Origin of the sequence: Tenacibaculum larymnensis (assembly GCF_028829235.1) — a bacterium.
Lineage (GTDB): Bacteria > Bacteroidota > Bacteroidia > Flavobacteriales > Flavobacteriaceae > Polaribacter > Polaribacter larymnensis.
Window position 1 is genome coordinate 259,329 of record NZ_JAIWJY010000003.1, and the last position, 26,461, is coordinate 285,789.

The 26,461-nt window shown below is 30.7% G+C and carries 26 protein-coding genes, 1 tRNA gene and 1 pseudogene; 27 read left to right on the plus strand and 1 reads right to left on the minus strand.

Going from position 1 to position 26,461, the window contains the following annotated elements:
• Positions 1-6 precede the first annotated feature (6 nt).
• The 16 genes from LCI24_RS06105 to LCI24_RS06180 all read left to right on the plus strand — a co-directional run bounded on the left by LCI24_RS06105 (position 7) and on the right by LCI24_RS06180 (position 16,094).
• Positions 7-2,019, plus strand: coding sequence for a penicillin-binding protein (locus LCI24_RS06105; RefSeq protein WP_274639582.1), 2,013 nt, complete (start codon positions 7-9; stop codon positions 2,017-2,019).
• A complete protein-coding gene (locus LCI24_RS06110; RefSeq protein ID WP_274639583.1) occupies positions 2,020-3,486 on the plus strand; it encodes a UDP-N-acetylmuramoyl-L-alanyl-D-glutamate--2,6-diaminopimelate ligase in 1,467 nt (488 codons plus the stop codon).
• Positions 3,487-3,489: 3 nt separating this feature from the next.
• Positions 3,490-4,716 (plus strand): phospho-N-acetylmuramoyl-pentapeptide-transferase, encoded by a 1,227-nt coding sequence (gene mraY / locus LCI24_RS06115; protein ID WP_099215552.1) that lies wholly within the window; start codon positions 3,490-3,492, stop codon positions 4,714-4,716.
• Positions 4,717-4,754: 38 nt separating this feature from the next.
• Positions 4,755-5,132, plus strand: coding sequence for a four helix bundle protein (locus tag LCI24_RS06120; protein ID WP_274639584.1), 378 nt, complete (start codon positions 4,755-4,757; stop codon positions 5,130-5,132).
• Between the two features lie 2 nt (positions 5,133-5,134).
• A complete protein-coding gene (gene murD, locus LCI24_RS06125) occupies positions 5,135-6,469 on the plus strand; it encodes a UDP-N-acetylmuramoyl-L-alanine--D-glutamate ligase (RefSeq protein WP_274639585.1) in 1,335 nt (444 codons plus the stop codon).
• A 16-nt stretch (positions 6,470-6,485) separates the two neighbouring features.
• The gene (locus LCI24_RS06130; protein WP_274639586.1) at positions 6,486-7,676 is read left to right on the plus strand and encodes an FtsW/RodA/SpoVE family cell cycle protein; all 1,191 of its coding nucleotides are present in this window, start codon (positions 6,486-6,488) and stop codon (positions 7,674-7,676) included.
• Complete coding sequence (gene murG, locus LCI24_RS06135) at positions 7,660-8,751, plus strand: undecaprenyldiphospho-muramoylpentapeptide beta-N-acetylglucosaminyltransferase (protein ID WP_274639587.1); 1,092 nt, start codon at positions 7,660-7,662, stop codon at positions 8,749-8,751. The genes LCI24_RS06130 and murG overlap by 17 nt, the downstream gene beginning before the upstream one ends.
• Entirely contained in the window at positions 8,751-10,097 is a 1,347-nt protein-coding gene (murC, locus tag LCI24_RS06140; protein WP_274639588.1) for a UDP-N-acetylmuramate--L-alanine ligase, read from the plus strand. The genes murG and murC overlap by 1 nt, the downstream gene beginning before the upstream one ends.
• Before the next feature lies 1 nt (position 10,098).
• Positions 10,099-10,839: a cell division protein FtsQ/DivIB gene (locus LCI24_RS06145; protein ID WP_274639589.1), complete on the plus strand. Its 741-nt coding sequence runs from the start codon at positions 10,099-10,101 to the stop codon at positions 10,837-10,839.
• Positions 10,826-12,166: a cell division protein FtsA gene (gene ftsA / locus LCI24_RS06150; protein ID WP_121147772.1), complete on the plus strand. Its 1,341-nt coding sequence runs from the start codon at positions 10,826-10,828 to the stop codon at positions 12,164-12,166. Before LCI24_RS06145 ends, ftsA begins: the two co-directional genes overlap by 14 nt.
• An 84-nt stretch (positions 12,167-12,250) precedes the next feature.
• Positions 12,251-14,113, plus strand: a complete 1,863-nt coding sequence (gene ftsZ / locus LCI24_RS06155; RefSeq protein WP_274639590.1) for a cell division protein FtsZ — start codon at positions 12,251-12,253, stop codon at positions 14,111-14,113.
• A gap of 69 nt (positions 14,114-14,182) precedes the next feature.
• A complete protein-coding gene (locus LCI24_RS06160; protein ID WP_274639591.1) occupies positions 14,183-14,629 on the plus strand; it encodes a GatB/YqeY domain-containing protein in 447 nt (148 codons plus the stop codon).
• Between the two features lie 11 nt (positions 14,630-14,640).
• Positions 14,641-14,714 (plus strand) — tRNA-Arg (locus LCI24_RS06165).
• Positions 14,715-15,186: 472 nt separating this feature from the next.
• Positions 15,187-15,351: a hypothetical protein gene (locus LCI24_RS06170; protein ID WP_274633996.1), complete on the plus strand. Its 165-nt coding sequence runs from the start codon at positions 15,187-15,189 to the stop codon at positions 15,349-15,351.
• Entirely contained in the window at positions 15,320-15,784 is a 465-nt protein-coding gene (locus LCI24_RS06175; protein WP_274639592.1) for a hypothetical protein, read from the plus strand. The genes LCI24_RS06170 and LCI24_RS06175 overlap by 32 nt, the downstream gene beginning before the upstream one ends.
• A 10-nt stretch (positions 15,785-15,794) precedes the next feature.
• The gene (locus tag LCI24_RS06180; protein ID WP_121145949.1) at positions 15,795-16,094 is read left to right on the plus strand and encodes a hypothetical protein; all 300 of its coding nucleotides are present in this window, start codon (positions 15,795-15,797) and stop codon (positions 16,092-16,094) included.
• An 8-nt stretch (positions 16,095-16,102) separates the two neighbouring features.
• On the opposite strand, the gene LCI24_RS06185 is transcribed toward LCI24_RS06180, so the two are convergent.
• Positions 16,103-16,462: a helix-turn-helix domain-containing protein gene (locus LCI24_RS06185; RefSeq protein WP_121145951.1), complete on the minus strand. Its 360-nt coding sequence runs from the start codon at positions 16,460-16,462 to the stop codon at positions 16,103-16,105.
• Between the two features lie 540 nt (positions 16,463-17,002).
• Between LCI24_RS06185 and LCI24_RS17050 the strand changes: the two are divergent.
• From LCI24_RS17050 to LCI24_RS06235, 11 genes and pseudogenes are all read left to right on the plus strand, one after another.
• A pseudogene (locus tag LCI24_RS17050) lies at positions 17,003-17,368 on the plus strand (SMI1/KNR4 family protein); the annotation flags it as partial.
• A 64-nt stretch (positions 17,369-17,432) separates the two neighbouring features.
• The gene (locus tag LCI24_RS06190) at positions 17,433-18,773 is read left to right on the plus strand and encodes a hypothetical protein (protein WP_274639593.1); all 1,341 of its coding nucleotides are present in this window, start codon (positions 17,433-17,435) and stop codon (positions 18,771-18,773) included.
• Positions 18,770-19,831 (plus strand): tetratricopeptide repeat protein, encoded by a 1,062-nt coding sequence (locus LCI24_RS06195; RefSeq protein ID WP_274639594.1) that lies wholly within the window; start codon positions 18,770-18,772, stop codon positions 19,829-19,831. Before LCI24_RS06190 ends, LCI24_RS06195 begins: the two co-directional genes overlap by 4 nt.
• Positions 19,832-19,838: 7 nt before the next feature.
• Entirely contained in the window at positions 19,839-20,873 is a 1,035-nt protein-coding gene (locus LCI24_RS06200; protein WP_274639595.1) for an RHS repeat domain-containing protein, read from the plus strand.
• Complete coding sequence (locus LCI24_RS06205) at positions 20,873-21,283, plus strand: hypothetical protein (protein WP_274639596.1); 411 nt, start codon at positions 20,873-20,875, stop codon at positions 21,281-21,283. The genes LCI24_RS06200 and LCI24_RS06205 overlap by 1 nt, the downstream gene beginning before the upstream one ends.
• Positions 21,280-21,777 (plus strand): hypothetical protein, encoded by a 498-nt coding sequence (locus tag LCI24_RS06210; RefSeq protein WP_274639597.1) that lies wholly within the window; start codon positions 21,280-21,282, stop codon positions 21,775-21,777. The genes LCI24_RS06205 and LCI24_RS06210 overlap by 4 nt, the downstream gene beginning before the upstream one ends.
• 37 nt (positions 21,778-21,814) lie before the next feature.
• Positions 21,815-22,516: a hypothetical protein gene (locus tag LCI24_RS06215; RefSeq protein WP_274639598.1), complete on the plus strand. Its 702-nt coding sequence runs from the start codon at positions 21,815-21,817 to the stop codon at positions 22,514-22,516.
• A 355-nt stretch (positions 22,517-22,871) separates the two neighbouring features.
• Positions 22,872-23,858 (plus strand): hypothetical protein, encoded by a 987-nt coding sequence (locus LCI24_RS06220; RefSeq protein ID WP_274639599.1) that lies wholly within the window; start codon positions 22,872-22,874, stop codon positions 23,856-23,858.
• Positions 23,859-24,044: 186 nt separating this feature from the next.
• Complete coding sequence (locus tag LCI24_RS06225) at positions 24,045-24,419, plus strand: hypothetical protein (protein WP_274639600.1); 375 nt, start codon at positions 24,045-24,047, stop codon at positions 24,417-24,419.
• A gap of 155 nt (positions 24,420-24,574) precedes the next feature.
• Positions 24,575-25,411, plus strand: coding sequence for a peptide arginase family protein (locus LCI24_RS06230; protein ID WP_274639601.1), 837 nt, complete (start codon positions 24,575-24,577; stop codon positions 25,409-25,411).
• 93 nt (positions 25,412-25,504) lie between these two features.
• Positions 25,505-26,422: a competence protein CoiA family protein gene (locus tag LCI24_RS06235; protein ID WP_274639602.1), complete on the plus strand. Its 918-nt coding sequence runs from the start codon at positions 25,505-25,507 to the stop codon at positions 26,420-26,422.
• The last annotated feature ends 39 nt before the right edge of the window (positions 26,423-26,461 follow it).

The window sequence follows — 26,461 nt, forward strand, 5'->3', positions numbered from 1 at the left end:
TATAAAATGGTAGTAAAAAAAGGCATATTAAACAAACTCTATGTGATTGTTGTTTTAATGACGCTTTTCTTTGTAGTTATCATTTTTAGACTTTTTAAACTTCAATATGTAGAAGGGGATAAGTATAGAAAGCTTTCTGAAGAAAAAACAGTTAAAAACGACACTATTTTTGCGAATAGAGGTAATGTGTATGCAGCAGATGGAAATTTGCTAGCAACATCAATGTCAAAATTTACCATTCGTATGGATGTGGTTGCGGTGGATTCAGAAGTTTTTGAGAAAAATATTCGTGCACTTTCAGAATCGCTCTCAGGTTTACTAGGTAAGCCAGCTAGTTACTACCAAAAGAAGTTGCGTAATGCAAAAAAACGTAGAAATCGTTATTTGTTAATAGCTCGTAATGTAGGGTATAATGACTATGTAAAAATGAAAAGCTTCCCGATTTTTAATAGAGGGGTGTATCGAGGAGGTTTTATAGCAGAGCAAAAAACAGTTCGTGTGCACCCTATAGGTAAAATAGCTGAGCGTACTATTGGATATGATGATTACAGAGGAGGAGCGGGAATTGAAGGTGCTTTTGCAGATTACATGCAAGGAGAAAATGGTTGGCGTTTAAAGCAAAAAATAGCGAAAGGACAATGGAAGCCAATTAATGATGTAAATGAGAAAGAACCAGTAGACGGTAGTGATGTAATAACAACAATAGATGTGAATATTCAAGATATTACGCATCATGCTTTGTTAAGAGAGATGGAGTATTTTGAAGCAGACCATGGATGTGCTGTGGTGATGGAGGTAGAAACAGGAGAAATTAAGGCAATATCTAACTTAGGAAGAACTTCTAAAGGAAAATATTACGAAAAAAGAAATTATGCTGTTTGGGAGAGTCACGAACCAGGGTCAACTTTTAAGTTGGCTAGTTTAATGGTTGCGCTAGAAGATAAAGTAGCAGATACTTCAACTGTGGTAGATTGTGAAAAAGGAAGGATTTATATTAATAATCGTAAAGTAGAAGATAGTAAAAGAGGAGGGTACGGAAAAATATCCTTAGGAAGAGTGTTTGAAGTTTCTTCAAACGTAGGAATTGTAAAAACGATACAAAAGCATTACGATAAGAATCCAAAAAAGTTTACCGATAAAATTAAGTCGTTTGGTTTAGATCAATTAACAGGTGTAAAAATAAAAGGAGAAGGAAATCCTTATATACCAGAACCAACAGAAAAAAGTTGGAGTCCAATTTCGTTAGAGTGGATGGCTTGGGGATATGGAGTTTCTCTCACGCCTTTGCAAACACTAGCGTTTTATAATGCAGTAGCAAATGACGGAAAGTTGGTGAAACCATATTTTGTTAAAGAGCTAAGAGTAGGAGGTAAAGTAGAAGAAAGCTTTGGAACAGAAGTAGTAAAAGAAAAAATAGCATCACAAGAAACCTTAGATAAAGTCCGAAAAGTGATGGAAAATACTATAAAATACGGAACAGGTAAAGGAATTTATTCACCAAACTTTTCTATGGCAGGAAAAACAGGGACTGCAAAAAAATATATTCCAAGAACAAAAAATGCCAAAGGAGAGTATGAAGGTGGTTATTATTCAAATCAAAAATATGTGGCTTCTTTTGCAGGATTTTTCCCGGCTGATGAACCAAAATACTCTTGTATTGTGGTGGTTCATAGTCCTAAAAAAGAAAAAGGATATTACGGGGCTACGGTTGCTGCTCCTATATTTAAAGAAATAGCTCAAAAAATTTATACTTCAACAGCGATTAATAATCAGTTTGTTTCTGATGATATTTCAGAAGAAGTCCTCGATAAAGAATATCAAGAATACTATCAAAAGCTAAGGAAGTATAAAACAATTATGCCTAAAGTAACTGGTATGAGCGGAATGGATGCGGTTGCATTATTAGAGAACATGGGATTGAAAGTTAAGTTTTCAGGAGTAGGAAAAGTAACAGAGCAATCTGTAGAAAGAGGAGTGAAAGTCTCAAAAGGTGCAACGATATATTTAAAATTATCATAGTTGAAAAAATTAAAAGACATATTATACAAGGTAGCTGTAAAAGAAGTTTACGGAAATACAGATATTGATATAAAGAATATTCAGTTTGATAGTAGACAAGTGCAGGAAGATGATGTTTTTGTTGCTCAAAAAGGAGTAACAGTAGATGGACATCAATTTATAACAAAAGCAGTGTCGTTGGGTGCTAAGACTGTTATCTGTGAGTCTTTACCAGAAGATAAAAATGAAGAGGTTACCTATGTTAAAGTAGAAGATTCTAATGCTGCATTAGCAATAATAGCAGCAAATTATTATAACAACCCGTCAAAAAGCTTGCAATTAGTAGGAGTAACAGGAACAAATGGTAAAACTACAATTGCAAGCTTATTGTATCAATTGTTTAAAAAGGCAGGGTATAAAGTAGGGTTACTGTCAACTGTGCGAGTGATGGTTGATGATGAAGAGTATAAGGCAACACACACAACACCAAACTCGGTAGCGATAAATAAATATTTATCAAAAATGGTAGAGGCAGGGGTTGATTATTGTTTTATGGAAGTAAGCTCTCATGGAATTCATCAAAAACGTACGGAAGGATTAGAGTTTGTAGGAGGTGTGTTTACGAACTTATCTCACGATCATTTAGATTATCACGAAACATTTGCAGAATATCGTGATGTAAAAAAATCGTTTTTTGATTCGTTACCAAAATCAGCATTTGCTTTGGTGAATATAGATGATAAAAACGGGCAAATAATGCTTCAAAACACTAAGGCGAACAAACAAACTTATGCACTTAAAACAATTGGAGATTTTAAAGCAAAAGTGTTAGAAAAACGTCTTTCAGGAACTTTGTTAATAATTAACGGAGTAGAAGTTTGGACAAAGTTAATAGGAGAATTCAATGCGTATAACTTGTTAGCTATATATGGCGTAGCAGAGTTGTTAGGGCTTGAAAAGATAGAGATTTTACGAATTGTAAGTGAACTAGAAAGTGTAAGTGGAAGATTTCAGTACACAGTTTCTGATGAAGGAGTTACTGCAATAGTAGATTATGCACATACACCGGATGCATTAAAAAATGTATTACAAACTATTAATGACATCCGAACAGGAAATGAAACCGTGATTACAGTTGTAGGTTGTGGAGGAGATAGAGATACAACGAAGCGTCCAAAAATGGCATTAATAGCATCTCAGTTAAGTGATCAAGTTGTTTTTACTTCCGATAATCCTAGAACAGAAGACCCGCAATCAATAATTGATGAAATGGAAACAGGAGTTGCGGCAGAAAATTATAAAAAAACACTATCAATTGTAGATCGAAGACAAGCTATTAAAACAGCTTGTAAACTAGCAACTTCAGGAGATATTGTACTTATTGCAGGAAAAGGACATGAAACCTACCAAGAAATAAATGGTGTTAGGCATCATTTTGATGATTTAGAAGAAGTAACCAACTATTTTAATCAACTAAAAAAACACTAACGAATGCTGTATTATTTATTTCAATATTTAGAAAGTGAATTTAGCTTAACAGGGGCAAGTGTGTTTCAGTTTATCACATTTCGATCTGCAATGGCGTTCATATTATCCCTGTTGATATCAACCATTTTTGGTAAAAAAATTATCAATTACTTAAGAAGACAGCAAGTAGGTGAAACAGTAAGAGATTTAGGTTTAGATGGACAAGTACAAAAAGCAGGAACACCAACTATGGGAGGTGTAATTATAATTCTTGCAACATTAATTCCTGTACTGTTCTTGGCAAAACTAGAAAATATATACATCATTATTCTATTAATAACCACTGTTTGGATGGGGCTTATTGGTTTTGCTGATGATTATATTAAAGTATTTAAAAAGGATAAGGCTGGATTAAAAGGAAAGTTTAAGGTTTTAGGACAAATAGGGTTAGGTGTAATCGTGGGGTCTATGCTGTATTTTCACCAAGATGTAACCATAAAAGAACAATTACCTACTTCAGAACAAGTTGTGCAAGTTGATGGCAAAAAGAAAGTGTTTGGAGAAGCACACAAATCAACAAAAACAACAGTCCCTTTTTTAAAGAATAACGAGTTAGACTATGCAAAAGCATTAAGTTTCTTAGGAGATGGATATGAAAAATATGGATGGATAATTTTCATTTTTGTTACCGTTTTTATTGTTACGGGAGTTTCAAATGGTGCAAATTTAACAGATGGAATTGATGGTTTAGCAGCAGGTTCATCCGCAATTATGGTGATAACGCTGGCAATTTTTGCTTGGGTATCAGGTAACATCATTTTTGCAGATTATTTAGATGTGATGTATATCCCGAAGTCTGGAGAAATGACTGTTTTCATCTTGGCATTTGCAGGGGCTTTAATCGGGTTTTTATGGTATAATACCTATCCAGCACAAGTGTTTATGGGAGATACCGGAAGTTTAACTATTGGAGGTATCATAGCAGTAATAGCAATTGCCATAAGAAAAGAATTGTTGCTGCCAGTTTTAGCAGGAATATTTGTAGTTGAAAATCTATCAGTAATACTACAAGTTTCTTGGTTTAAATACACAAAAAAGAAGTTTGGAGAAGGAAGACGAATATTTAAGATGTCTCCTCTACATCATCATTATCAAAAACTAAACTATCATGAAAGTAAAATTGTAGTACGCTTTTGGATTGTAGGAATTTTGTTAGCGGTATTTGCCATAGTAACATTGAAGTTAAGATAAATGAGATTTTGGAGTTTTGATTTAAGATATAAGATTGAATGAAAGAACAGATTAAAAATAGAACTAAACAATTTGCTATCGATTGTTGGAGGTTATGTAAAGAATATCCTAAAACAAGAGAGTTTGATGCATATTGTAGACAATTGATAAGATGTTCTAGTTCGGTTGGAGCTAATTATAGAGCTGCTTGTAGGGCAAAATCTTCAGCTGACTTTATTCATAAATTAAAAATTGTTGAAGAGGAAGTAGATGAAAGCATGTTTTTTTTAGAGGTTTTTATGTCGATTCATGAAAATAATCAAGAAGAATTGAAAAGACTGCATAAAGAGGCGGACGAGCTGACCTCAATCATTGTAGCTTCTATAAAAACAGTAAAAAGTAAATCATCAATCAATAAATCTAAAATCATTAATTAAAAATGAAAAGATTAGTTGTGCTTGGTGGAGGAGAAAGTGGTGTAGGAACAGCGCTTTTAGGAAAACAAAAAGGATATGAAGTTTTTGTTTCAGATAAAGGAAGTATAGCAGAACGGTATAAAAAAGTTCTTTTACATAATTCAATCGATTTTGAAGAAAATCAGCATACAGAAGATAAAATTTTAAATGCTGACGTGGTGATGAAAAGTCCTGGAATTCCAGAAAAAGTTGCACTTGTGCAAAAGTTAGTTTCAAAAGGAATTAAAGTAATTTCTGAAATTGAATTTGCTTCGGAATTTACCAATGCAACTATCGTAGGAGTTACAGGATCAAACGGAAAAACAACTACAACCATGTTAATACATTATGTATTAAAAAAAGCAGGCTTAAATGTAGGAGTTGGAGGAAATATAGGGGATAGCTTCGCTGAACAAGTAGTTGATGATAAGTACGACGAATATGTGCTGGAATTGAGTAGTTTTCAGTTAGATGGAATCGAAAAGTTTAAACCACATATTGCTGTAATTACCAATATAACACCAGATCATTTAGATCGATATGAGTATGAATTTGATAACTATATAAACTCGAAATTCAGAATAACAAAAAATCAAACAAAAGATGATTTTTTAATATACGACGCCGATGACGAAGCAATTCAAACTTGGCTAAAAAATAACAAAACAGAAGCAACGCTAGTGCCATTTTCAGTAGAAAAAGAATTAGAGTACGGGGCTTTTTTAAGACAAGACACGATAATAATGAAATTTAATACAGAAGAAAAATTAATGAAGGTTTCTGAGCTAACATTACAAGGAAAACACAACACTAAAAATGCAATGGCTACATCGATGGCTGCAAGGTTGTTGAAAGTAAGAAAAGAAACAATTGCAGAAAGTTTATCTGATTTTGAAGGTGTAGAGCACCGTTTAGAAAAAGTGCAAAAAGTAAATGGAATTGAATTCATTAACGATAGTAAAGCTACGAATGTAAATGCAGCTTTTTACGCATTAGAATGCATGGATAACCCAACAGTTTGGATTGTGGGAGGAGTTGATAAAGGAAATGATTATACAGATTTATTACCTTTAGTAAGAGAAAAAGTAAAAGCAATAGTTTGTTTAGGATTAGATAATCAAAAAATCATAGACACTTTTGCAAATGTAGTAGATGTGATGGTGGAAACTGCTGGAGCAGAAGAAGCAGTAAAAGTAGCTTATAAAGTAGCGCAAAAAGGAGATACAGTATTGTTGTCACCAGCATGTGCTAGTTTCGATTTATTTGAAAGCTATGAAGATAGAGGAAGAAAGTTTAAAGAAGCTGTAAGAAATATATAATGCACATTAAAGATTGATGAAAAACATCTTTCGACATATAAAAGGAGACCGAGCCATTTGGGCTATAGTTGCAGTGTTGGCAATATTTTCATTTATGCCGATATATAGTGCAAGTACCAATTTGGTGTATGTAGTTGGTAACGGTTCTACCTTAGGGCATTTGGTAAAGCATATTGTATTGTTGATTACTGGGTTTGCGGTAATTTATGGAGTGCATAAAATTCCATACAGATATTTCAGTGGAGGCTCTGTTTTAATGCTACCTGTTGTTGTTTTATTGTTGGTTTTTACCTTGGCACAAGGAACTACTATTGGAGGAGCCAATGCAAGTAGATGGATTCGTATTCCGTTTGTAGGTATCGGATTTCAAACTTCCACATTGGCAGGTTTGGTGTTGATGGTATATGTAGCACGTTACTTAGCAAAAAATAAAGAAAAGGTAATTTCTTTTAAAGAAAGTTTATTGCAATTGTGGCTTCCAGTAGGTTTGGTATTGGTATTGATATTACCAGCAAACTTTTCAACCACAGCTATGGTATTCTTTATGATTTTAATGGTGTCGTTCATTGGAGGATACCCTTTAAAATATATAGGATATATATTAGGAATGGGACTTTTTGCTTTTCTATTTTTCATCTTAGTAGCTAAGGCATTTCCAGATGCAATGCCTAACCGTGTAAATACATGGAAAAGTAGAATTGAAAGTTTTTCTCAGCCAGATGGTGAAGAAGATTATCAAGTAGAAAAAGCTAAAATTGCAATAGCAACAGGAGGAGTAGTTGGGAAAGGACCAGGAAAAAGTGTGCAGAAAAATTTTTTACCACAATCCTCATCCGATTTTATTTATGCAATTATTGTTGAAGAATATGGTTTTGCAGGAGCAATAGTGGTAATATTCATTTATTTCTTATTGCTTTTCAGAATTTTAATAACCGCCAAAAAAGCTACTACCATATTTGCAACCTTGTTGGTTGTAGGTGTGGGAATTCCTATTGTTTTTCAAGCAATGATTAACATGGCAGTAGCAGTGAATATTTTACCAGTAACAGGACAAACACTCCCGCTAATAAGTAGTGGAGGTACCTCTATTTGGATGACATGTTTCGCATTAGGAATGATTTTAAGTGTAAGTGCTTCTAAAAACGAAACTGAAGAAACAATTTTAGATGATAACCCTTTAGATATTTTACATGAAACAATCGATTAATATCATAATAAGCGGTGGAGGTACAGGAGGTCATATTTATCCTGCAATAGCAATTGCTAACGAAATAAAAGTTCGTTACCCAGAAGCTAACATTTTGTTCGTAGGAGCAAAAGATAAAATGGAAATGGAAAAAGTACCGCAAGCTGGATATGAAATCAAAGGATTGTGGATTTCAGGAATCCAAAGAAAACTAACTTTAAAGAACTTAATATTTCCTTTTAAACTATTAAGTAGTTTATGGAAAGCATATAGAATTATACGAAAATTTAAACCAGATGTAGCTGTAGGTACTGGAGGTTTTGCAAGTGGACCAACATTAATGGTTGCTAATAAGAAAGGAATTCCAACCTTAATTCAAGAACAAAATTCGTATCCAGGAATAACCAATAGATTGTTAGGTAAAAAAGCGCAAAAAATATGTGTAGCATACGATAATTTAGAGCGTTTTTTCTCTGAAGAAAAAATTATAAAAACTGGAAATCCAGTCCGTCAAGATTTACTATTTATTCATACTAAAATAGAGGAAGGGAAAGAGTTTTTTGAATTAGATACATCTAAAAAAACAATTTTAGTACTAGGTGGAAGTCTAGGTGCTCGTAAGATTAATCAGTTAGTGGAAGCCAATTTAGACTTCTTTAAAAAACAAGGAGTTCAATTAATATGGCAATGCGGTAAGTTATACTTTGAAGAGTATAAGAAATATGATGAACTAGAAAATGTTCAAGTACATCAGTTTTTGAACAGGATGGATTTAGCCTATGCTGCTGCTGACTTTATTGTGTCAAGAGCAGGAGCAAGTTCAGTGTCAGAATTATGTATAGTAGGTAAGCCGACTATTTTTATACCGTCACCAAATGTGGCAGAAGATCATCAAACAAAAAATGCTAAGTCTATTGCAGATAAACATGGAGCCTTAGTAGTGAAAGAAAGTGAACTTGATACCTTCCCAGTGGTATTAGAAACTTTGTTAAAAGATAAAGGGAAACAAGAAAGTTTAAGTGAAAACATTAATGAGTTAGCGTTACCAAATGCAACAAGTAATATCGTTAACGAAATAGAAAAATTAATCAGTTAGTGAATTTAAAAACGATACATAACGTTTATTTTATTGGTATTGGTGGAATAGGAATGAGTGCTATAGCTCGTTATTTTTCTGTCAATGGAAAAGTAGTAGCAGGCTACGATAAAACACCAACACCTATCACTAAAAGTTTAGAAGAAATAGGAATAGAAGTTCATTTTGAAGATGCTGTAAAAAATATTCCAATTTCATTTTTAAATAAAGAAAAAACATTGGTGGTGTATACACCAGCAGTTCCTAAAAATCATTTACAATTAAATTATTTTAAAGATAACGGATACACAGTCTTAAAAAGAGCAGAAGTATTAGGAGAAATTACTAAGAATACTTTTTGTTTGGCTGTAGCGGGAACACATGGAAAAACAACAACCTCTTCAATTTTAGGGCACATTATGCAACCTGAAAAAGCTACTTCGTTTTTAGGAGGAATTGCAGAAAATTATAATTCTAATTTAATTTTAGGAGGTGATGAAGTTTCAGTTGTTGAAGCTGATGAGTTTGATCGTTCGTTTTTAAAATTATCACCAAATATAGCTTGTGTAACCTCTATGGATGCAGATCATTTAGATATCTATGGAGAAAATGAATTGTTACAGCAATCATTTAGAGATTTTGCAGGTAAAGTTTCTGATACTTTGATTGTAGCAAAAGGATTACCATTAGAAGGGTTAACTTATGCTGTAGAAGAAGCAGCGGATTATAAAGCCTATAATGTAAAAATAGAAGTAGGTAAATATGTTTTTGATGTAAAAACACCAACATCAGAAATTAAAAATATAGCATTTCATTTACCAGGAAATCATAACATGATGAATGCTTTAGCAGCACTAGCTATTGCAGATGTATATGGAGTGTCATTAGAAAAAATTAAAAAACAGTTAGGAACTTTTAAAGGGGTACAGCGTAGATTTTCTTATAAAATAAAAACTGAAGACGTTGTGTTGATTGATGATTATGCACATCATCCTACTGAAATAAAAGCAGTAGCGCAGTCTGTTAGAGAAATGTATCCAAAAGAAAAAGTTTTGGCTGTATTTCAACCACACTTATTTAGCAGGACTAGAGATTTTGTAGGTGATTTTGCAGAAGCATTATCATTGTTCGACGAAGTGCTATTGTTAGATATTTATCCAGCTAGAGAATTGCCAATAAAAGGAGTTACTTCTAATTGGCTATTAGAAAAAATAACCATTGATACTAAAAAGTTAGTGTCGAAGGAAAAATTAAGCAACGAAATCATAAAGTCAGAGTCAAAAATAGTGGCAATGTTAGGTGCAGGAGATATTGGTTTATTAGTTGATGAAGTAAAAAATAAATTAGAGGAAAAACACAAAAAATAGAATGAAAAAATTAGCAACATATCTGTCTTTTTTCTTGCTGTTGATGTTTTTGGTGTTTTTATATGGTTTTACAACCAATAGAAATGGAGCAAAAAAGGTAAAAAACACGGTGGTAGAGTTTGCTGCTGGAGACAATAACTTTTTGACACACAGTATGGTTGATAAATTGTTAATACAAAATAATGAATTTGTTAAAAACCAACCAAAAAGATTGGTAGATTTACACTTTCTAGAGGCTAATGTTTCGGCGAACCCGTATGTTGAAAAAACAGCTGTGTTTTTAACCGTAGATGGGGTGTTAAAAACTACTATAAAACAACGAACACCGATAGCTCGAATTGTTGATAAAGATAAATCTTTTTATGTTGATAAGTATGGTGTAGAAATTCCGTTATCAACAAATTTTTCAGCAAGAGTACCATTAGTTTTAGGAGTAAGGGAGCCAGAAGAAATCAAAGAATTAACAACGTTAATAAAGACCATAAATAGTAATAGTTTTTTCGCTAAAGAAATTATTGCTATTCAAAGAGACGCCCAAAACGAATACATATTTACAGTTCGTAGTGGTGATTATAAGATAATTTTTGGAGAGTTAACAGATGCTTCAATGAAGTTTAAAAAGCTAACAGCATTTTATAACAAAGCATTTAAAGACAAAACCATTAATAACTATAAAGCGATAAATGTAAAATACCACAACCAAGTTGTGTGCACAAAACAAAATCAAGATGGAAAACAATAAAATTGCAGTTGGTTTAGATATTGGTACAACCAAGATTGTTGCCATGATTGGTCGTAAAAACGAATACGGTAAGCTTGAAGTTTTAGGTATTGGTAAAGCGAAAAGTTTAGGTGTAAAGCGTGGGGTAGTTAATAACATTACGCAAACTATTCAGTCTATTCAGCAAGCAGCTGAAGAGGCAGAAAGTATTTCAGGATATAAGATAGAGAATGTTGTAGTAGGTATTGCTGGTCAACACATACGCAGCCTTCACCATAGTGACTATATAACAAGAGAAAAGTCAGAGGAGGTAATAGATGCAACAGATATAGAAAATTTAGTAAGTCAGGTGCATAAATTGGTTATGCTACCTGGTGAAGAAATTATTCATGTATTACCACAAGAATTTAAAGTAGATAGCCAACCAGATATAAAAGAACCTATTGGAATGTATGGTGGAAGATTAGAAGCTAACTTTCACGTAGTAGTTGGTCAAGTATCTTCTATCCGAAATGTAGGCAGATGTATTAAAAGTGCAGGGTTAAACCTTTCTGATATTACCCTTGAACCTTTAGCATCTGCATCAGCAGTGTTAAGTCAAGAAGAAAAAGAAGCAGGTGTAGCATTGATTGATATAGGTGGTGGAACAACAGATTTAGCAATATTTAAAGACGGAATTATTCGTCATACAGCAGTCATTCCTTTTGGAGGTAATGTAATTACTGAAGATATTAAAGAAGGCTGTTCAATAATAGAAAAACAAGCAGAGTTATTAAAAATTAAGTTCGGTTCAGCATGGCCTGGAGAAAATAAAGAAACGGAAATAGTTTCAATTCCAGGGTTAAGAGGAAGAGAACCTAAAGAAATTACGCTTAAAAATTTATCAAAAATAATTCATGCGAGAGTTCAAGAAATTATTGAACATGTGTACCTAGAAATTAAGAACTATGGGCATGAAACTCAAAAAGGAAAATTAATTGCAGGTATTGTACTAACAGGAGGTGGAGCTCAATTAAAACATTTACGCCAGTTAGTAGAATATATTACTGGAATGGACGTTCGTATTGGGTATCCAAATGAACACCTAGCAGGAGACTCTGATGAAGCATTGTCAAGTCCTGCATTTGCAACTGCTGTAGGGTTATTAATGGAAGGTTTACAAAAAGAAGTAGAAGAAAAAGTAGTTGTAGAAGAAGCGCCAGAGGCGTTAGTAGAAGAAGCTATTGAAGAGGAAAAAGAAATAGCAGAAGAAATCCAAGAAGAGAAGGAACACAAAGCGAAAAAATCTAAATCGTTTTTTGATAAGTTTACTGAACGATTCAAAGAATTTTTAGATAACGCAGAGTAATTAGTATATATAAGAATACTCCTGATTAATCCCCTAAAAAGGAGTGTAAAATTGAATAAGAATTAATAAAAAAGAAAAGTTATTATGAGCGCAGAATTTGATAACATTTCATTCGACATGCCAAAAACACAATCGAATGCCATTAAAGTAATTGGTGTTGGTGGGGGAGGAAGCAACGCAGTAAACCACATGTATAGTAAACAAATTCACGGAGTAGATTTCGTAATTTGTAATACAGACGCACAAGCATTAGAAAACAGTCCTATACCTAATAAAGTTCAATTAGGAGCACACTTAACTTCTGGGTTAGGTGCAGGTGCTAATCCAGAAATTGGAGCACAAGCAGCGGCTGAAAGTATGCAGGAAATTCAACAAATGTTGAGTACACATACCAAAATGGTATTTATTACCGCAGGTATGGGAGGAGGTACCGGTACAGGAGCAGCTCCAATCATTGCTAAAATTGCTAAAGATATGGACATTTTAACGGTAGGGATCGTTACTATGCCATTTCAATTTGAAGGAAGAATGCGCTCAAAACAAGCTCAAAAAGGAATTGATGAGCTACGTAATAATGTAGACTCATTAATTGTTATCAATAATAATAAACTGCGCGAAGTTTATGGTAACTTAGGGTTTAAAGCAGGATTCTCTAAAGCTGATGAAGTATTAGCAACAGCGGCAAAAGGTATAGCAGAGGTAATTACACATCACTACAAACAAAATATCGATTTACATGATGCAAAAACGGTATTATCAAATAGTGGTACAGCAATTATGGGTTCTGCAAAAGAAACAGGAGCAAACAGAGCTAAAAATGCTATTGTAAAGGCATTAGATTCACCATTGTTGAACGATAATAAAATTACAGGAGCTAAAAATGTATTGCTATTAATCGTTTCTGGAGGTAATGAAGTTACTTTAGATGAAATAGGTGAAATTAATGACTACATCCAAGATGAAGCAGGTTATGATGCCAATATTATTATGGGTATTGGAGAAGATGAATCATTAGAAGATGGAATAGCAGTAACAGTTGTAGCTACGGGTTTCGCTGCTGATCAGCAAGGGAATATTACTAATACAGAGGTAAAAAAAATAGTTCATACTTTAGAAGATGAGCAAAAGGCAACCTATAACTTTGGAGATCAGAATATACAAACATCTCCAGCAATTGATGAGCCTATAAAAAGTATACCATCAAATAAAGTTGTTCATGTTTTAGAGGAAGAAAAGCCTGAGCCTAAATCAGAGATTATTCCTACAACAGAAGCAATAAAAAATATTGATGTAGTATATGATGAGATTGAAATAGAAACAGTTTCTGAAGACGATTTTATTATTACAAATATAGCTGAACCAAAAGTAGAAGAAAGAGAAGTAAAAGAGCAACCAACTCAGCAAGATTTGTTGTTTGATTTACCATTAAACTCTTACGAAGAAATAAAACCAGCTTCTCATTTAGTTGAAACAACTAGCGAGATTAAAAATATTGAAGTAAAAGCCGAAGAAGTAAAGTATCATAAAGTTGAAAAACGTTATGTACTAGATGATTTTAGTGCACAACCAACAATTGGTAAAAGTTCTACTCCAACAATTAAGGAAGAGATAGAGGAAGAATTACAATTTGAGGTAAAATCTAAAACGCAAGAAGAAATTAATGACATAAACACTTCAAGCGAAGAAGTTTCTCCGTTAGACTTAACAATTTCTGAATTGCAAAAAAGAGCACAAGAAAGACGTGAAAAAATGAAAGGTTTTAACTACAAGTTTAACGATCAGGTTAGTAAAAACATAGACGAGATTGAGCGTCAACCAGCTTATAAAAGATTAGGAGTAGATATTGAAGCAGGTTCTGATATTAGTAAGTCAGATACAGCATTAAATACAGATAACAACGATTTATTACGCTCTAACAATTCGTTTTTACACGATAATGTAGATTAATAAAAGAATAACACTTATTTTTAAATCCCGATTTATCGGGATTTTTTAATACTTTAAAAACATAAAATTATGAGTTTGCAAAAACAGGTAATGGATAAAATGAAAGAAGCTATGAAGTCTAAAGATACGGTAGCTTTAACAGCTTTAAGAGCATTGAAATCAGCATTTATGTTGGCAAATACTGAAGCAGGAGCAGGAGAATTGTCTGAAGCGGAAGAATTAAAGATTATTCAAAAACAAGTAAAACAACGTAAAGATAGTGCAGCTGTATTTACAGAACAAGGACGTAATGATTTAGCAGAACCTGAATTGGCTGAAGCAGTTGTTTTAGAACAATTTTTACCTGAAGCTTTAAGCGAAGAAGAAATTGGAAATATTGTAGAGAAAACTATTGCAGATGTTGGAGCAGATGGTATGAAGGATATGGGTAAAGTAATGGGAATTGTATCTAAACAATTGGCTGGACAAGCAGATGGAAAAACTATTTCAGCAATTGTTAAAGCTAAATTAGCTTAACAAAATTTATAGACTCAGTAGTTCAACTGGATAGAACATCAGATTTCGGCTCTGAGGGTTGGGGGTTCGAGTCCTCTCTGGGTCACATTTAAAAATAAAACCTATTGATATTCAGTGGGTTTTGTTTTTAAGGGTAAGTATAGTGTTAAGTTTTTTTCTTTTCTCTAAAATAAAATTGCACCTTTTCTTCAACTATAAGCATCCCTTAAAGATAAAAACAATTTTACTTACTTTTTAGGAAACCATATATAAAAGAAGTGAGGAACGAATTACTTTTTGCCATTCAAAATACTTTTTTTTACAAAAAGGTACTATAAATTAAGATTTTATATATATTAGCGTTGATAAGTATTATAATGATACTTAGAATTATCCCCCGAAATAAATCAGTTAAAATATGGCACACTTATCAATTTACTCTAAGAATTCCTTTTTCTTGATTTATTTCTAGTATGATTCTAGTATCCAATTTAATTTAACTATTAGTATTAGCTAGTTTAAGCTACAAATTATTGATTATTATATTTACTCTAGTATTAATTTTAAATAGAGTAATTATGAAAAAAGTAACTTTAATTTTAGCAGTAGTATTTTCTACATTTTTATTAACTAGTTGTACTGATGAGTCTAAAGAACTAGAAGAATTAAACAATGAAAGTCTGGAAGTTTATAACGTCGATAGAAAGGACATTGAAAGACCAGGATCACAAGGCAGCAATTAGTATAATTGGTAGCTTTTTAGTAGCCTTGTCTGGATTAATTTTGTTTACAGACAAGGTTTTTCCTTTTGAGTTAGAAAATAAATTCGGATTTGGAAAAACTTCAACTTTTATTTGGGTTTTGAGTCAAACATTATCCCCTATCCTCTTAATAATAGCATCTGCATTTAGACCGTTTAAAACTGCATATATTATCCCTGTTTATATTTATACAATACAGTTTATATGGATTTTCAGACCAAACATAAGATTTGATGATTATTACCTACAAACTTATGCCATTGGAACTACTATTGGTTTTTTATTAATGTTATACATTATTTACAGGTTCAATCTAATAAAGACCAAAAGACAATTAGAAAATGAGAAATTTAAACAAGATGTTAATGAAACGATTGATTTATTAAAAAAAGATATTTTAACAAAAACAGAATAAATAAATTGAAATGGATATTAAAATTGAAAAAGCTAAAGAAATTAGAACACTAATAGAGAATAACACGATTGATAAAATTGCTGCTTTAAATCTTTTACAAGAGCTAGTTAATACACAAAATATTTCTATTTCTGAATTAGATGTTTACCTACACGAAATAGACAATTTAAAAAAGATTAAATTAATCAAAAACAATATTAGTAGTAGTATAATAGAGTTAGAAGAAAATAGTAATCAAATTATGGAGTTTTTAAGTTTAAATAATGACGATTTCAAAAAACTTAAACAATTTGGATATAAATTACTATAGAAAGAAAATTAATCTATACTGTCCAATCTATTTTTAAGAACTTCTTTTAAAGTCTTATTTCTCTCATCTGTTCTTAGAGATTTGACCCATAAATAAAAATTTTCATACTTCATTAGTTCATCTTCATGCAGGAGAATTTTCTCTATAACATCTAAAGCATCTTTCTCAGAAAGGTTTTTAGTTTCAGAGCTGGGTTTTCTATCATATTCTTTGAATACCTTTTCTAAAATTGGGATTTTAGATTTGGGTACAACCCCACTATTCTCATAATTATAAATTGTATTTTTACTCAAACCAACTAGTTCTCCTAATTCTTCTTGAGATAAACCAAATTTCTTTCTTAATACTTTTAAATCTGAACCGTTCATTAATTAGTAGCAAGTTAAAAACAACTTTCTTGTTTTTTTTAAAAAAAATCACAATTTTGTGACTAAAACATTTGTAAATCACAAAATTGTGATTATATTTACACCGTGTAACATTTCAAATATAGGTAATTTATAGTGATTCCCTATAAAAATTAGTAGCAATAGTAGAAAAACAATAATTAAAGCAACAAGAGACTAAAAACAAAAAACTGATTCTTAAAGACTAAATAACTCTATTTAAAACTAATACTATCTATGTTGTTAAGTCAAGGAATTTGAAAATTTGAAAGCGGGGCTTTTCTTTTGTATTAAAAAGAAAACTTTCTAGTCGGGGGCGACTAGGTTTTTTGAAGTTTGTGAAGGGGCTTCTTTAAACCAAAAAAATCGCTTTTTTCCCCTTAAGCGATGTCAACCCAAGTATTAAATACTTGGGTTGTTTTTTTAATAAGAACTTTAGCCTAATGAAATTGTAAAAAGAAATAAAAAAGATATGAAAATTACTTTATTCCCTCCTATAACTAAAAAAAACTTTTAAAAACAGAGAAAGAAATTCATTATAATCTTCCTGACATATTTCGTTATTTCTACACAACAGAATCTAATGGCTTAAAAATCTATAATAAAATAATATACAGTATTTCAGAGGGTGAAAAAGAAACAAATAATCTTAAAAATGCAAATACTCCCTTAATCAGTTGTTGGTTCAAACATAGCCCAAAAACGTTTAATAATTATTTAATAATTGGGTATTATAATAAGGTTTGCTACACATTGGATAAGCGTAATTTAGATTATAACCCTCCTATTTTTGTATGTAAAAACCCTAATTCAAAATCACAAATTATTATAGAAAAAATAGGATTAAACTTAACTGATTTTATTTATAAAATAGCGCAAACTAATTAATAATTATATATTTATACCGTGAGTTATGCACTCAACTTGCTTTAAACTGAAAAAAGAAAATAAAATGAAAGTCCCTCGCTTGCATCATTTATTATTTTTTGTTGGTATCACCACATGCTACGGACAAAACATAAACTTACCAAAAACACCTAACACTTCTAGTCTAGGTAACTATAGTAATAACTATAACACTATAAATACTAATCAGAGAAATTATCATAACAACCAAACTCTAATTAATTCTCAACGGAGTTTTAGTGTTTATGAGCAAGATAGAAAACAAGTTGAAATTGAAGAAAGAAGAAAAAAGTTAGCACAAAATTCTATTATAGACTACCAAAGAATTAATATTCTTAAGCTACCTAGCTACGAAAACACAGAAAAAGCCAACCTATATAAAAAAGCATTCGAAAAGCTATTAAAAATGAATATTGATAGCTTCTCCATTAAAGAAGCTACATTTACAGTAGAAAATGCTTTTTATGAAGAAAAAGAAGATTACAAAAAATTCAACGACATTGTTAAACGTAGTGGCTCTTTTCTAAAAGAGAAAATGAAAGAGTTGAATTACCCTCCCAATAGCAACCTTGCTAAAAACCTTATTCTATTCCAATTCTTTGCAGACACTTTAGAGATTAAATCTAAAGACTTAAAGCACCTGCCTTTAAAATACGATTTTGAAGATTATAAAGGACAAAAGAACTGGAGCAATATGTTTGTTTCAAAACTATTAAAAACAGGAAAAGGACAATGTCATTCGATGCCTTTGTTATATTTAATTCTGGCAGAAGAAATAGGTGCTAAAGCTCACTTATCATTATCACCTAATCATTCATATATCAAGTTTCAAGATGATAAGAAAAAATGGTATAATGTAGAACTTACCAACGGAATGTTTACAACCGACACTTATATTTTACAAAGTGGATATATAACTTCCGAAGCTTTGCAAAAAGGAATATATATGCAAGAGCTTTCTTCTAAGCAATTATTGTCACATACATTTGATGATTTAGCATCTGGTTATATTCGTAAGTTTGGTTATGATAGTTTTGCAAAAAAGATTATAGATAAGTCATTAGAACTATATCCCGAGAACATCAATGCTAATATCATGCTTGAAAATTATTTGACCTATCAATTTGAATATGTCACTAATAATAAACTAGGCATCAACCCACGAAACCACCAAGAACTTCAAAAAATCAGTGCCTTTCCACAAGTTGTTAAACTCTTAAACACAGTAAACAATGTTCAAAGAAAAGTAGATGATTTAGGATATAAACCTATGCCTGCTAAAATGTATCAAGCTTGGTTAGCTTCTTTGAAAAAACATAAACAACAACAAGACAATGATGAATTAAAAAAACAATTTAAACTCAAAATTAAAACTTTAAAAAATTGATACGAAAAACCATAACATTAACACTTTTATTATTCAGTATTTTTCAAACTAAAGCTCAAGATTTCTTTTTTGAAAAGAGTTATAAACTTTTAACAGAAATGCTAGAGAATCCAAAAAACTATAATTTTAAAGATGCTGTATTTAGTGTAGAAAATGCATACTATGATGGGGCGTTGAATTTTCAGAATGTTAATCATCAAATAAATATATTAAAGAAATTTGCTGAGAAAATAAAACAGAGCAGAACTTTAAAATATACAGAAAGAGATAAAGAAAAAGTTAGTATTTATTCTGCTGTATTTTCTGTAATGAATGATAGTATACCAGTTCATTTTAATAATGAGAAATTAACCTACTATCCATTTAGTTACAATTTTGATGACCCATTTGGAAATAAAAGCTGGGACAATATGTTTGTTTCTAAAATGCTAACTACAAAATCAGGTAATTGTCATTCATTACCTTATTTATATAAAATTTTAGTTGAAGAAATGGGAGAGACAGCCCATTTAGCTTTAGCTCCTAATCATATTTATATAAAACAAAGAAGTAAAAAAGATGGATGGTATAATACAGAACTTACAAGCGGTATTTTTCCTATTGATGCTTGGTTGATGGCTTCGGGATATATTCACTTAAAAGCAATCAAAAATAGTGTTTACATGAAAGCTTTAAACAATCAAGAAAGTATTGCACTTTGCTTGATTGATTTAGCACAAACTTATGACAGGAAATTTCCATATAATGACGGAGAATTTGCTTTAAAATGTTGCGAAAAAGCATTGAAGTATTTTCCAAATTCAGTAAATGCAATGCTTTTTAAAAGCGAAATAAAAAGAAAGCAGATTGAGAATTTTTTAGAAGAAAAAAAAGCTAGCTTTCCTAATGATATTTTCAAGTACAAAGAAAGTTCTCAAATGTTTAATGACCTACAAAAGCAAATAACACAAATACATGAAATAGGCTATCGTAAAATGCCTGAGCAAATGTATTTAGACTGGTTAGTTTCTCTTAAAAAAGAGAAAGAAAAATATAGCAACAAGAATTTAACTCACTAAACTAAAAATGAAAAGACTATTAACACTAATCATTACAATAATCTTTTTCGGCTTTGGATTTGCTCAAGAAAAGGAAAATTTAAGTCCAGAGGAAAAAGCTAAACGAGAAAAGAATATTCAAGTTGGAAACCCTTTTAAAAAATTCGGGTATACACCAAAGATTGCGACTTTAAGCAAAGGGAAATACTTGGAATTTCACGATTTAGATAGTATTGTCCCTATTGGTTCTGTAATGTATAATGTGTACACTCAAAAAATTGTTTCATTTAGAAACTTAGATTCTTTAGGATTATCAGAGGCAACATTAAAACCTGAAGTAATAAGTCGTTGGCTTTCTCCAGACCCTCTTTCTGATGAGTTTCCTGATAAATCTCCTTACAATTTTGTGAATAATAATCCTATTAGGTTTATTGACCCACTAGGATTAGCTCCTGAGGATATTATTTTTTTAAATAACAAGGAAAAAGAAGTGGCTCGAATTATAACGAATGACAAAAATGATATTTATGTGTCTGTTGATACAGATTTATCAGTACCTTCCCCAATAGTAATAGATACCACAGTAGAAAAAGAACAACCTATTGATGCTGTAGGAATTAATTTTGAGTGGTCATTAACAGTGGGGGGAGGAGCTCATGGAGGTACAGGTTTTGTTTACTTTCTTTCTGGAGAAGATGAAGGGAATTTGTTTAATTATGATTATAAAGGAAGTAATGTTGGTTTGGGAGAAGGATTTGGAATAAGTTCATATCTGTCAGAGTTTAATTCTAAAGAAGCTCCTGATTCATTTAATAGCGTTAAAGGTTTTGGAGGAAATTATAATGGATATGAGCTTTCATATGGCTTTGGAGGGGTGTCATACAGTTGGTCTAATGTAAATAATACAACAGATGAGATACATCCTGGTATGAGGTCAACTTGGACTTGGAAAAGTCGTTCTTTAGGAGGTGCGGTTGGAGTTGACAAAAGTAGTCCAAAGTTGCAAGCAAGATTTTTTGGAGGTGAAACATATGATTTTAAACAACTAAACAAAAAGAAATAATGAAAAAGATAACTATTTTTTTATTGACAGTTTTTCTGTTTTCTAATTGCGAAAGCTTTATGAATAAGCTTTCTTATGAAAAGAGCTTTGAACGCTTGATTCGAAATATAAAAGTAGAACAAAAAGGAAAGGTAGTGGGAGTCTTTGCTCCTAGAAAGGAAATGAAACCTACCCATTTTTATATAACTACTGGAGATACAATAGTTCCTTCTAATAGTGAAGTTATGTTATATATAAAAATAGGGGATAGTATAGAAAAAAACAAACTGGATAATAATATTTCAATTTTCAGAAATGATTCTCTTTTGAAAAAAACTTGGATTTATAAAATCCCACAGAAATACAGAGAAGATACAAGGTTTCCAAAAGAATGGAAAGATAAGTGGTTAGACGCTACAATTAAAAAATGAACTTATCTAAATTAAATTTTTTAATAGCCCTATTAGTTCTGAATGTACTTTATGTTAGATTATCATTTAACTTCTTAATTCCCAGTGAAAAAATATTTTTATTAATATGTTTATTAATTGGCTTCTCATTTTTTTTACTCATCAGAAAGAATAAGAAACACACATTTCTTAATTTTTCAATTATTTTAATGATATCGTCTTTTATTACTTTTTTTTCAGGTGAAGGAATCAAAACATTGCAAACAAACATAACAAAAGAAAATGCTGATAAATTAGTTGAAAAAATTGAAAGTTTTAAAGACAAAGAGGGTATACTACCGCTGGGTTTAAAAGACTTAGAAATAAGAAAATATAGATTGTATAATTTCATTGGTGTTACACCAAAAAAAATTAATTATACAAAACGTGATACTAGTTTTACTATTAGTTATAAGGGGTTTCATGAAACAAATGAGTATCATAGTAATCAAGATGAATGGATTTCTTATGATTAATTAGTGAAACTTTTCAAAAACATTATTAAAAACTAAAATGAAACAAATTTCTCACAATTCTGAGCCAAGTATTATTGGCGTAAATAACGGAGTTTATCAACTCGAATTCCTTAAGAAGAATTTAAAGAAAAACAAAAACTATTCTGAAATTAATCACTTTTTATTAGGGTATAATACAGATTATTCTGTAGAAGAAGAGCAAGCTTTTGTTTCCAATCTTAAGATAGAATTTTTAAAAGGGTCTTTTTTAAAAAATGCAAAGAAGACAGATATAGTTGTTTTTACACCCCATTTAAATGGTTATCATTTCGTTATTAGTCAAAAATTTTTAGATTGTTTAAATGAAATAGGAGTCTCAAAAGATGAGTATCATATAAGAAAAATTGAAGTCGATAATGTTGCTTTTAATTATTATTTATTCTTTGTTCCAATGATTCCAGTAACTGAAATTATATTTCCTAAATCAGCTTTATTTCCCGAAGAGGATGCTCTTCTTGACAATATTGATAAAAGATATACTTCTTTTAAGAACTATCAAGATTACAAGAAATATGAGGAAAGTCATTTATTCAATAGATGGGCAAAAATTACGTTAGAGAAAAAATATCAAAATCGTGATATTATTAATCTTCAATTAGAACCTGACTTGTTTTTCTCTGATAGACTGATTAACAAATTAAAGTTGCATAAAATAACAAGTTTAGTTGTTAAAGATAGCCCAATACTTTGTTTTGAATAATACATTAAAAAATGCTTATATCTATACTATTCTTACAAGTCAAAAATAACGATTAAAATATTACTTTAGAGAAAAGTATTTAATATTACAAAAAATCCCGCAAAACGACTTACAATCATCATGCGGGATATTTTTTAAAACTCCACCTCTTTCGGTATTGTATTTCAATTAATCAAGTGGTTTGTTTTCTAAATAAAAATTCAACGTCTACCTAAACCGTATTGAATTACAGTTTTTTGTTATATTAGCTAGCACTAAATAAAACAACTAAAAAATTGCAAAAAGAGTACACCTATACTCCTTTATGGTTATTTAAAATTACCAAAAGTGTTTATATAAAAAGCTATAACACAATATGAAAAACATCTTTGGAAAGAACAATTATAGATTCGGAGTTGAATCATTTTTGCTAATGTATTTGAATCAATATCAATTTGTTTTAGGCTCTGACTTGGAGTGTTATTGGGAAAATAACCAGACTTTCAATAAAGATAATCCGTGTAATATTTATTTTGTTTTAAGAAGACCAAAAGTTACAATTGACCCAAATTCAGTCAAGATAAAAGGGAAAAAAGCGGACTTTGAATTAATCATTCATCACCCAACAGAAGGAGGAGTTATTAAAATGGGAACTGAATTAGACAATGCAAAATCGGAATTGGAATTTCACACGGAATATCCTTATAATTTTTTTACTTTTTCAGATAAAAATGGTGTCTTGCTTGGAGCAAGACCTAGTACTTTAATTGACAGCTCACACATTGAAAACAATCTGAATTTAACCACTCTTGATTACGAAGTATTATATATCGGTCAGGCTTATGGTAAAAACGGAAAAAGAACTGCTTTAGATAGGCTTTCATATCACGAAACAGTTCAAAAAATTTATACCCATTCTTTAACTCAAAATCCTGATTCTGATATTTGGATTCTTTTAACTAACTTTTCTCAACAAAGTATGCTATTCTCAGCTGGAACTGATTTAATAAAAGTAACTAAAAAAGACTCAAAAATTGAACGTGAAAAAGAAGAACACTTTTTTAAAAATAAGGGAATTTCAATAACAGAAAAGCAGAAAATAAATTTTACCGAAGCTGCACTTATTAAATATTTTCAACCAAAATATAATATAGAGTTTAAAGATAGTTTTCCATCAACAAGGCATAAATCCTATTCTGAATGCTACAATTTAGATATTAAGGCTTTGACAATCGAGTTGAACACATCAGAAAACACACGTAAAATTTACACCGAAAAAACTGAACGAACGCATTATCATCTGAAAATGTTTGAGTTCAATTCTGACGAAGATAGAATAAGTTTAATGAATATATTCGGATAAAATACTGTGGATTAAAAAGGCGTATATAATTCATTACTCTTTATAGTTTACCTACGAAAGTCTTTGTTAACCTTCTATTTATGATTTATTTGCTAACTTTAATGCTTAAACACGCAACGAAATTATACACAATAATGTTAGCAGTAATTATAGCAACACTAAGTTAAAAATAAACATAAATTTAATATGGATAAAAATGAAATTCTACTAAGGGAAAGTTTTAGATATATAGATAATAATCCAAATGCGCTTTCGAATGAAATACCTAACGAATTTATAGATTTTTGGATGGTTGAGGATATTCATAATTTTAATCTTGAAGAAACTGGAGATACAAATCAAGGAGCAGTATTTATGTACTCTCTAATTAAACAAAAGTCTGAAAAAGGTTTAACAGAGTTTAGCATTGAACCAGAAAAACTAATGAAAATGTATCAAGATTGGCAATTAGTATTAATAACAATCTCCCTTAATAATTTGACTGATTTATCATTTGAGCCTTTTAAAGTATTTGACTTTGATAATTTTAATAAATTAGAATTTATTGTAAGTAGAAAGTAACTACTCCCAACACCATATAAAAACAATTATCATATTAGTATTTTATCAAAGAGCATTGCTGTTTACTCTTTCTATACTTCTTTTGGAGACTTCTCAAATACAAACCAGTATCTACTCTTATACTAGACACTACCAACAAACTAAAACAAAAAACATTGAAAAAAAAACAACTTTACGAAATAGCGCGAAGAAGTAACATTAATCATAAATTTACTTCTGAAAATGAAGTCCTTATTTATGAAGACCATAGAACTATAATCAACGTCCTTTATTTTCTAATTGAAAAAAGAGAATTAACAGAATCAGTTGATTTGATAATGTTCGATAATCACGATGATTACTGCCATCCAAGAGAGAGTACAATCAAAAAAATAATCGAATTTTTAAAAAAACCTAATCCGAGAGAACTAAACCAAATTGTGGAATTTGATTTGAATCATTTAGATGACGATTGGGTAAAAGTAGGAATGGAATTAGGTTTAATAAATAATGTTTTCCTTTTTAACTCCGATGAATCAGGGATTGGATTTAGAGAAGAATATAAAACTCAAAATTTCGGAACTAAATATCTTTATAACTTAGGAGATGTTTGGTCAGCACTTGGGCATAGAGGTTATTTAAACGACCCAATAAAAACTGAATATCAAACTTTATGGGACGATTTTGGTTGGGAGTTAAAAGATGGAAAATTTGATTTCAAAAAAAACAGAAGAAACTTTGTATTTGATATTGACCTTGATTGTTTTTCGACAAGAATAATGGATAAGACTATTGCAATTCCAGAAGAAATAATAATTGAAAGACTTACAGAACATAGTCGTGCAAGTTATCATTATCATTATAGTTCACAGCAATTTATGAAACAACTAATTAGAGAAGCTGAAATGGTAACTATTTGCTATGAGAATGGATGTTGTGGTGGAATTAGAGAAGCTCATAAAATTTTCAATATGGTTGATTATGTTTTATTCGATAATCAGATCGGAAATTAAAATAAGTATTATTTGTTAAACTTATTACTCAAAACATGCAACTAATCTTATAACACGTTATAGCCAATTTTAGAAAATCTTATCCATTAAAAAATGAGATATGCTTTAAACAAAGAAAACAACAAAATTGAAGTTAGCTTTTCCGGTGAATTAGCTAAATGTGGTATTTGTGGTTCTAATGTTAAAGGTCGCAAAGGGGAACAAAGGGTTAAACATTGGTATCATCACGAGAAAAAGACTATTGACTGTGATGATTGGTATGAACCAATTTCTGAGTGGCATTTGAAATGGCAAAACTTCTTTCCTAAAAAAAATAGAGAAGTAACAATTACAAATAATAAAGCATCACATCGAGCCGATATTTTACTAAACAATGGACTTGTTATTGAAATTCAAAATTCACCAATTAAATTTTCTGAAATCAAAAAACGAGAATTATTTTATGGTAAAAAAAATCTCATTTGGATTTTAAATGGTAAGACTTTGGTTAAAAACTCCATTCTTACAGAGGACGTGTTCATATATATCAAAAAGTTGACTATTTCTATTCCAAAAACATTTTGGTTAATCGAAAATTACAACTATAAAGAAGTAGTTTCCCGTGTAATAAAATGTTCAGAAATAAGGAATTTAAAATCTGGTAAAAATCGTTTTAGAATTGAGAATGAGAACACTTTAGTTTTTGAATTTCTTGATGATGAAATCCCTGATTTTTACCTAACAGAAGTCCAGTACAAGTATTATATCGCTTGTATTTACGAAAAACTATATACTCAAAAAGGATTGGAAGATTTTCGAAGAAAAATCAAAATTGATTACGACTCAATGTATGAACAAGTAATAGAATTAAGATTGGTAAAAAAATATTGGAAAAAGTTCATAGATAAAATGAAATACCCTGTCTTCATTGATAATTTAAATGGATTGAATGAAAATGAAATATTTTATTATTCAGAAAACAGAAAAATCGACAAAAAAAGATTTGTAAACAAGTATTTAAAATACACTTAAAAAGAACTTCAAAAAATACCATAAGTAATTAAAATATCC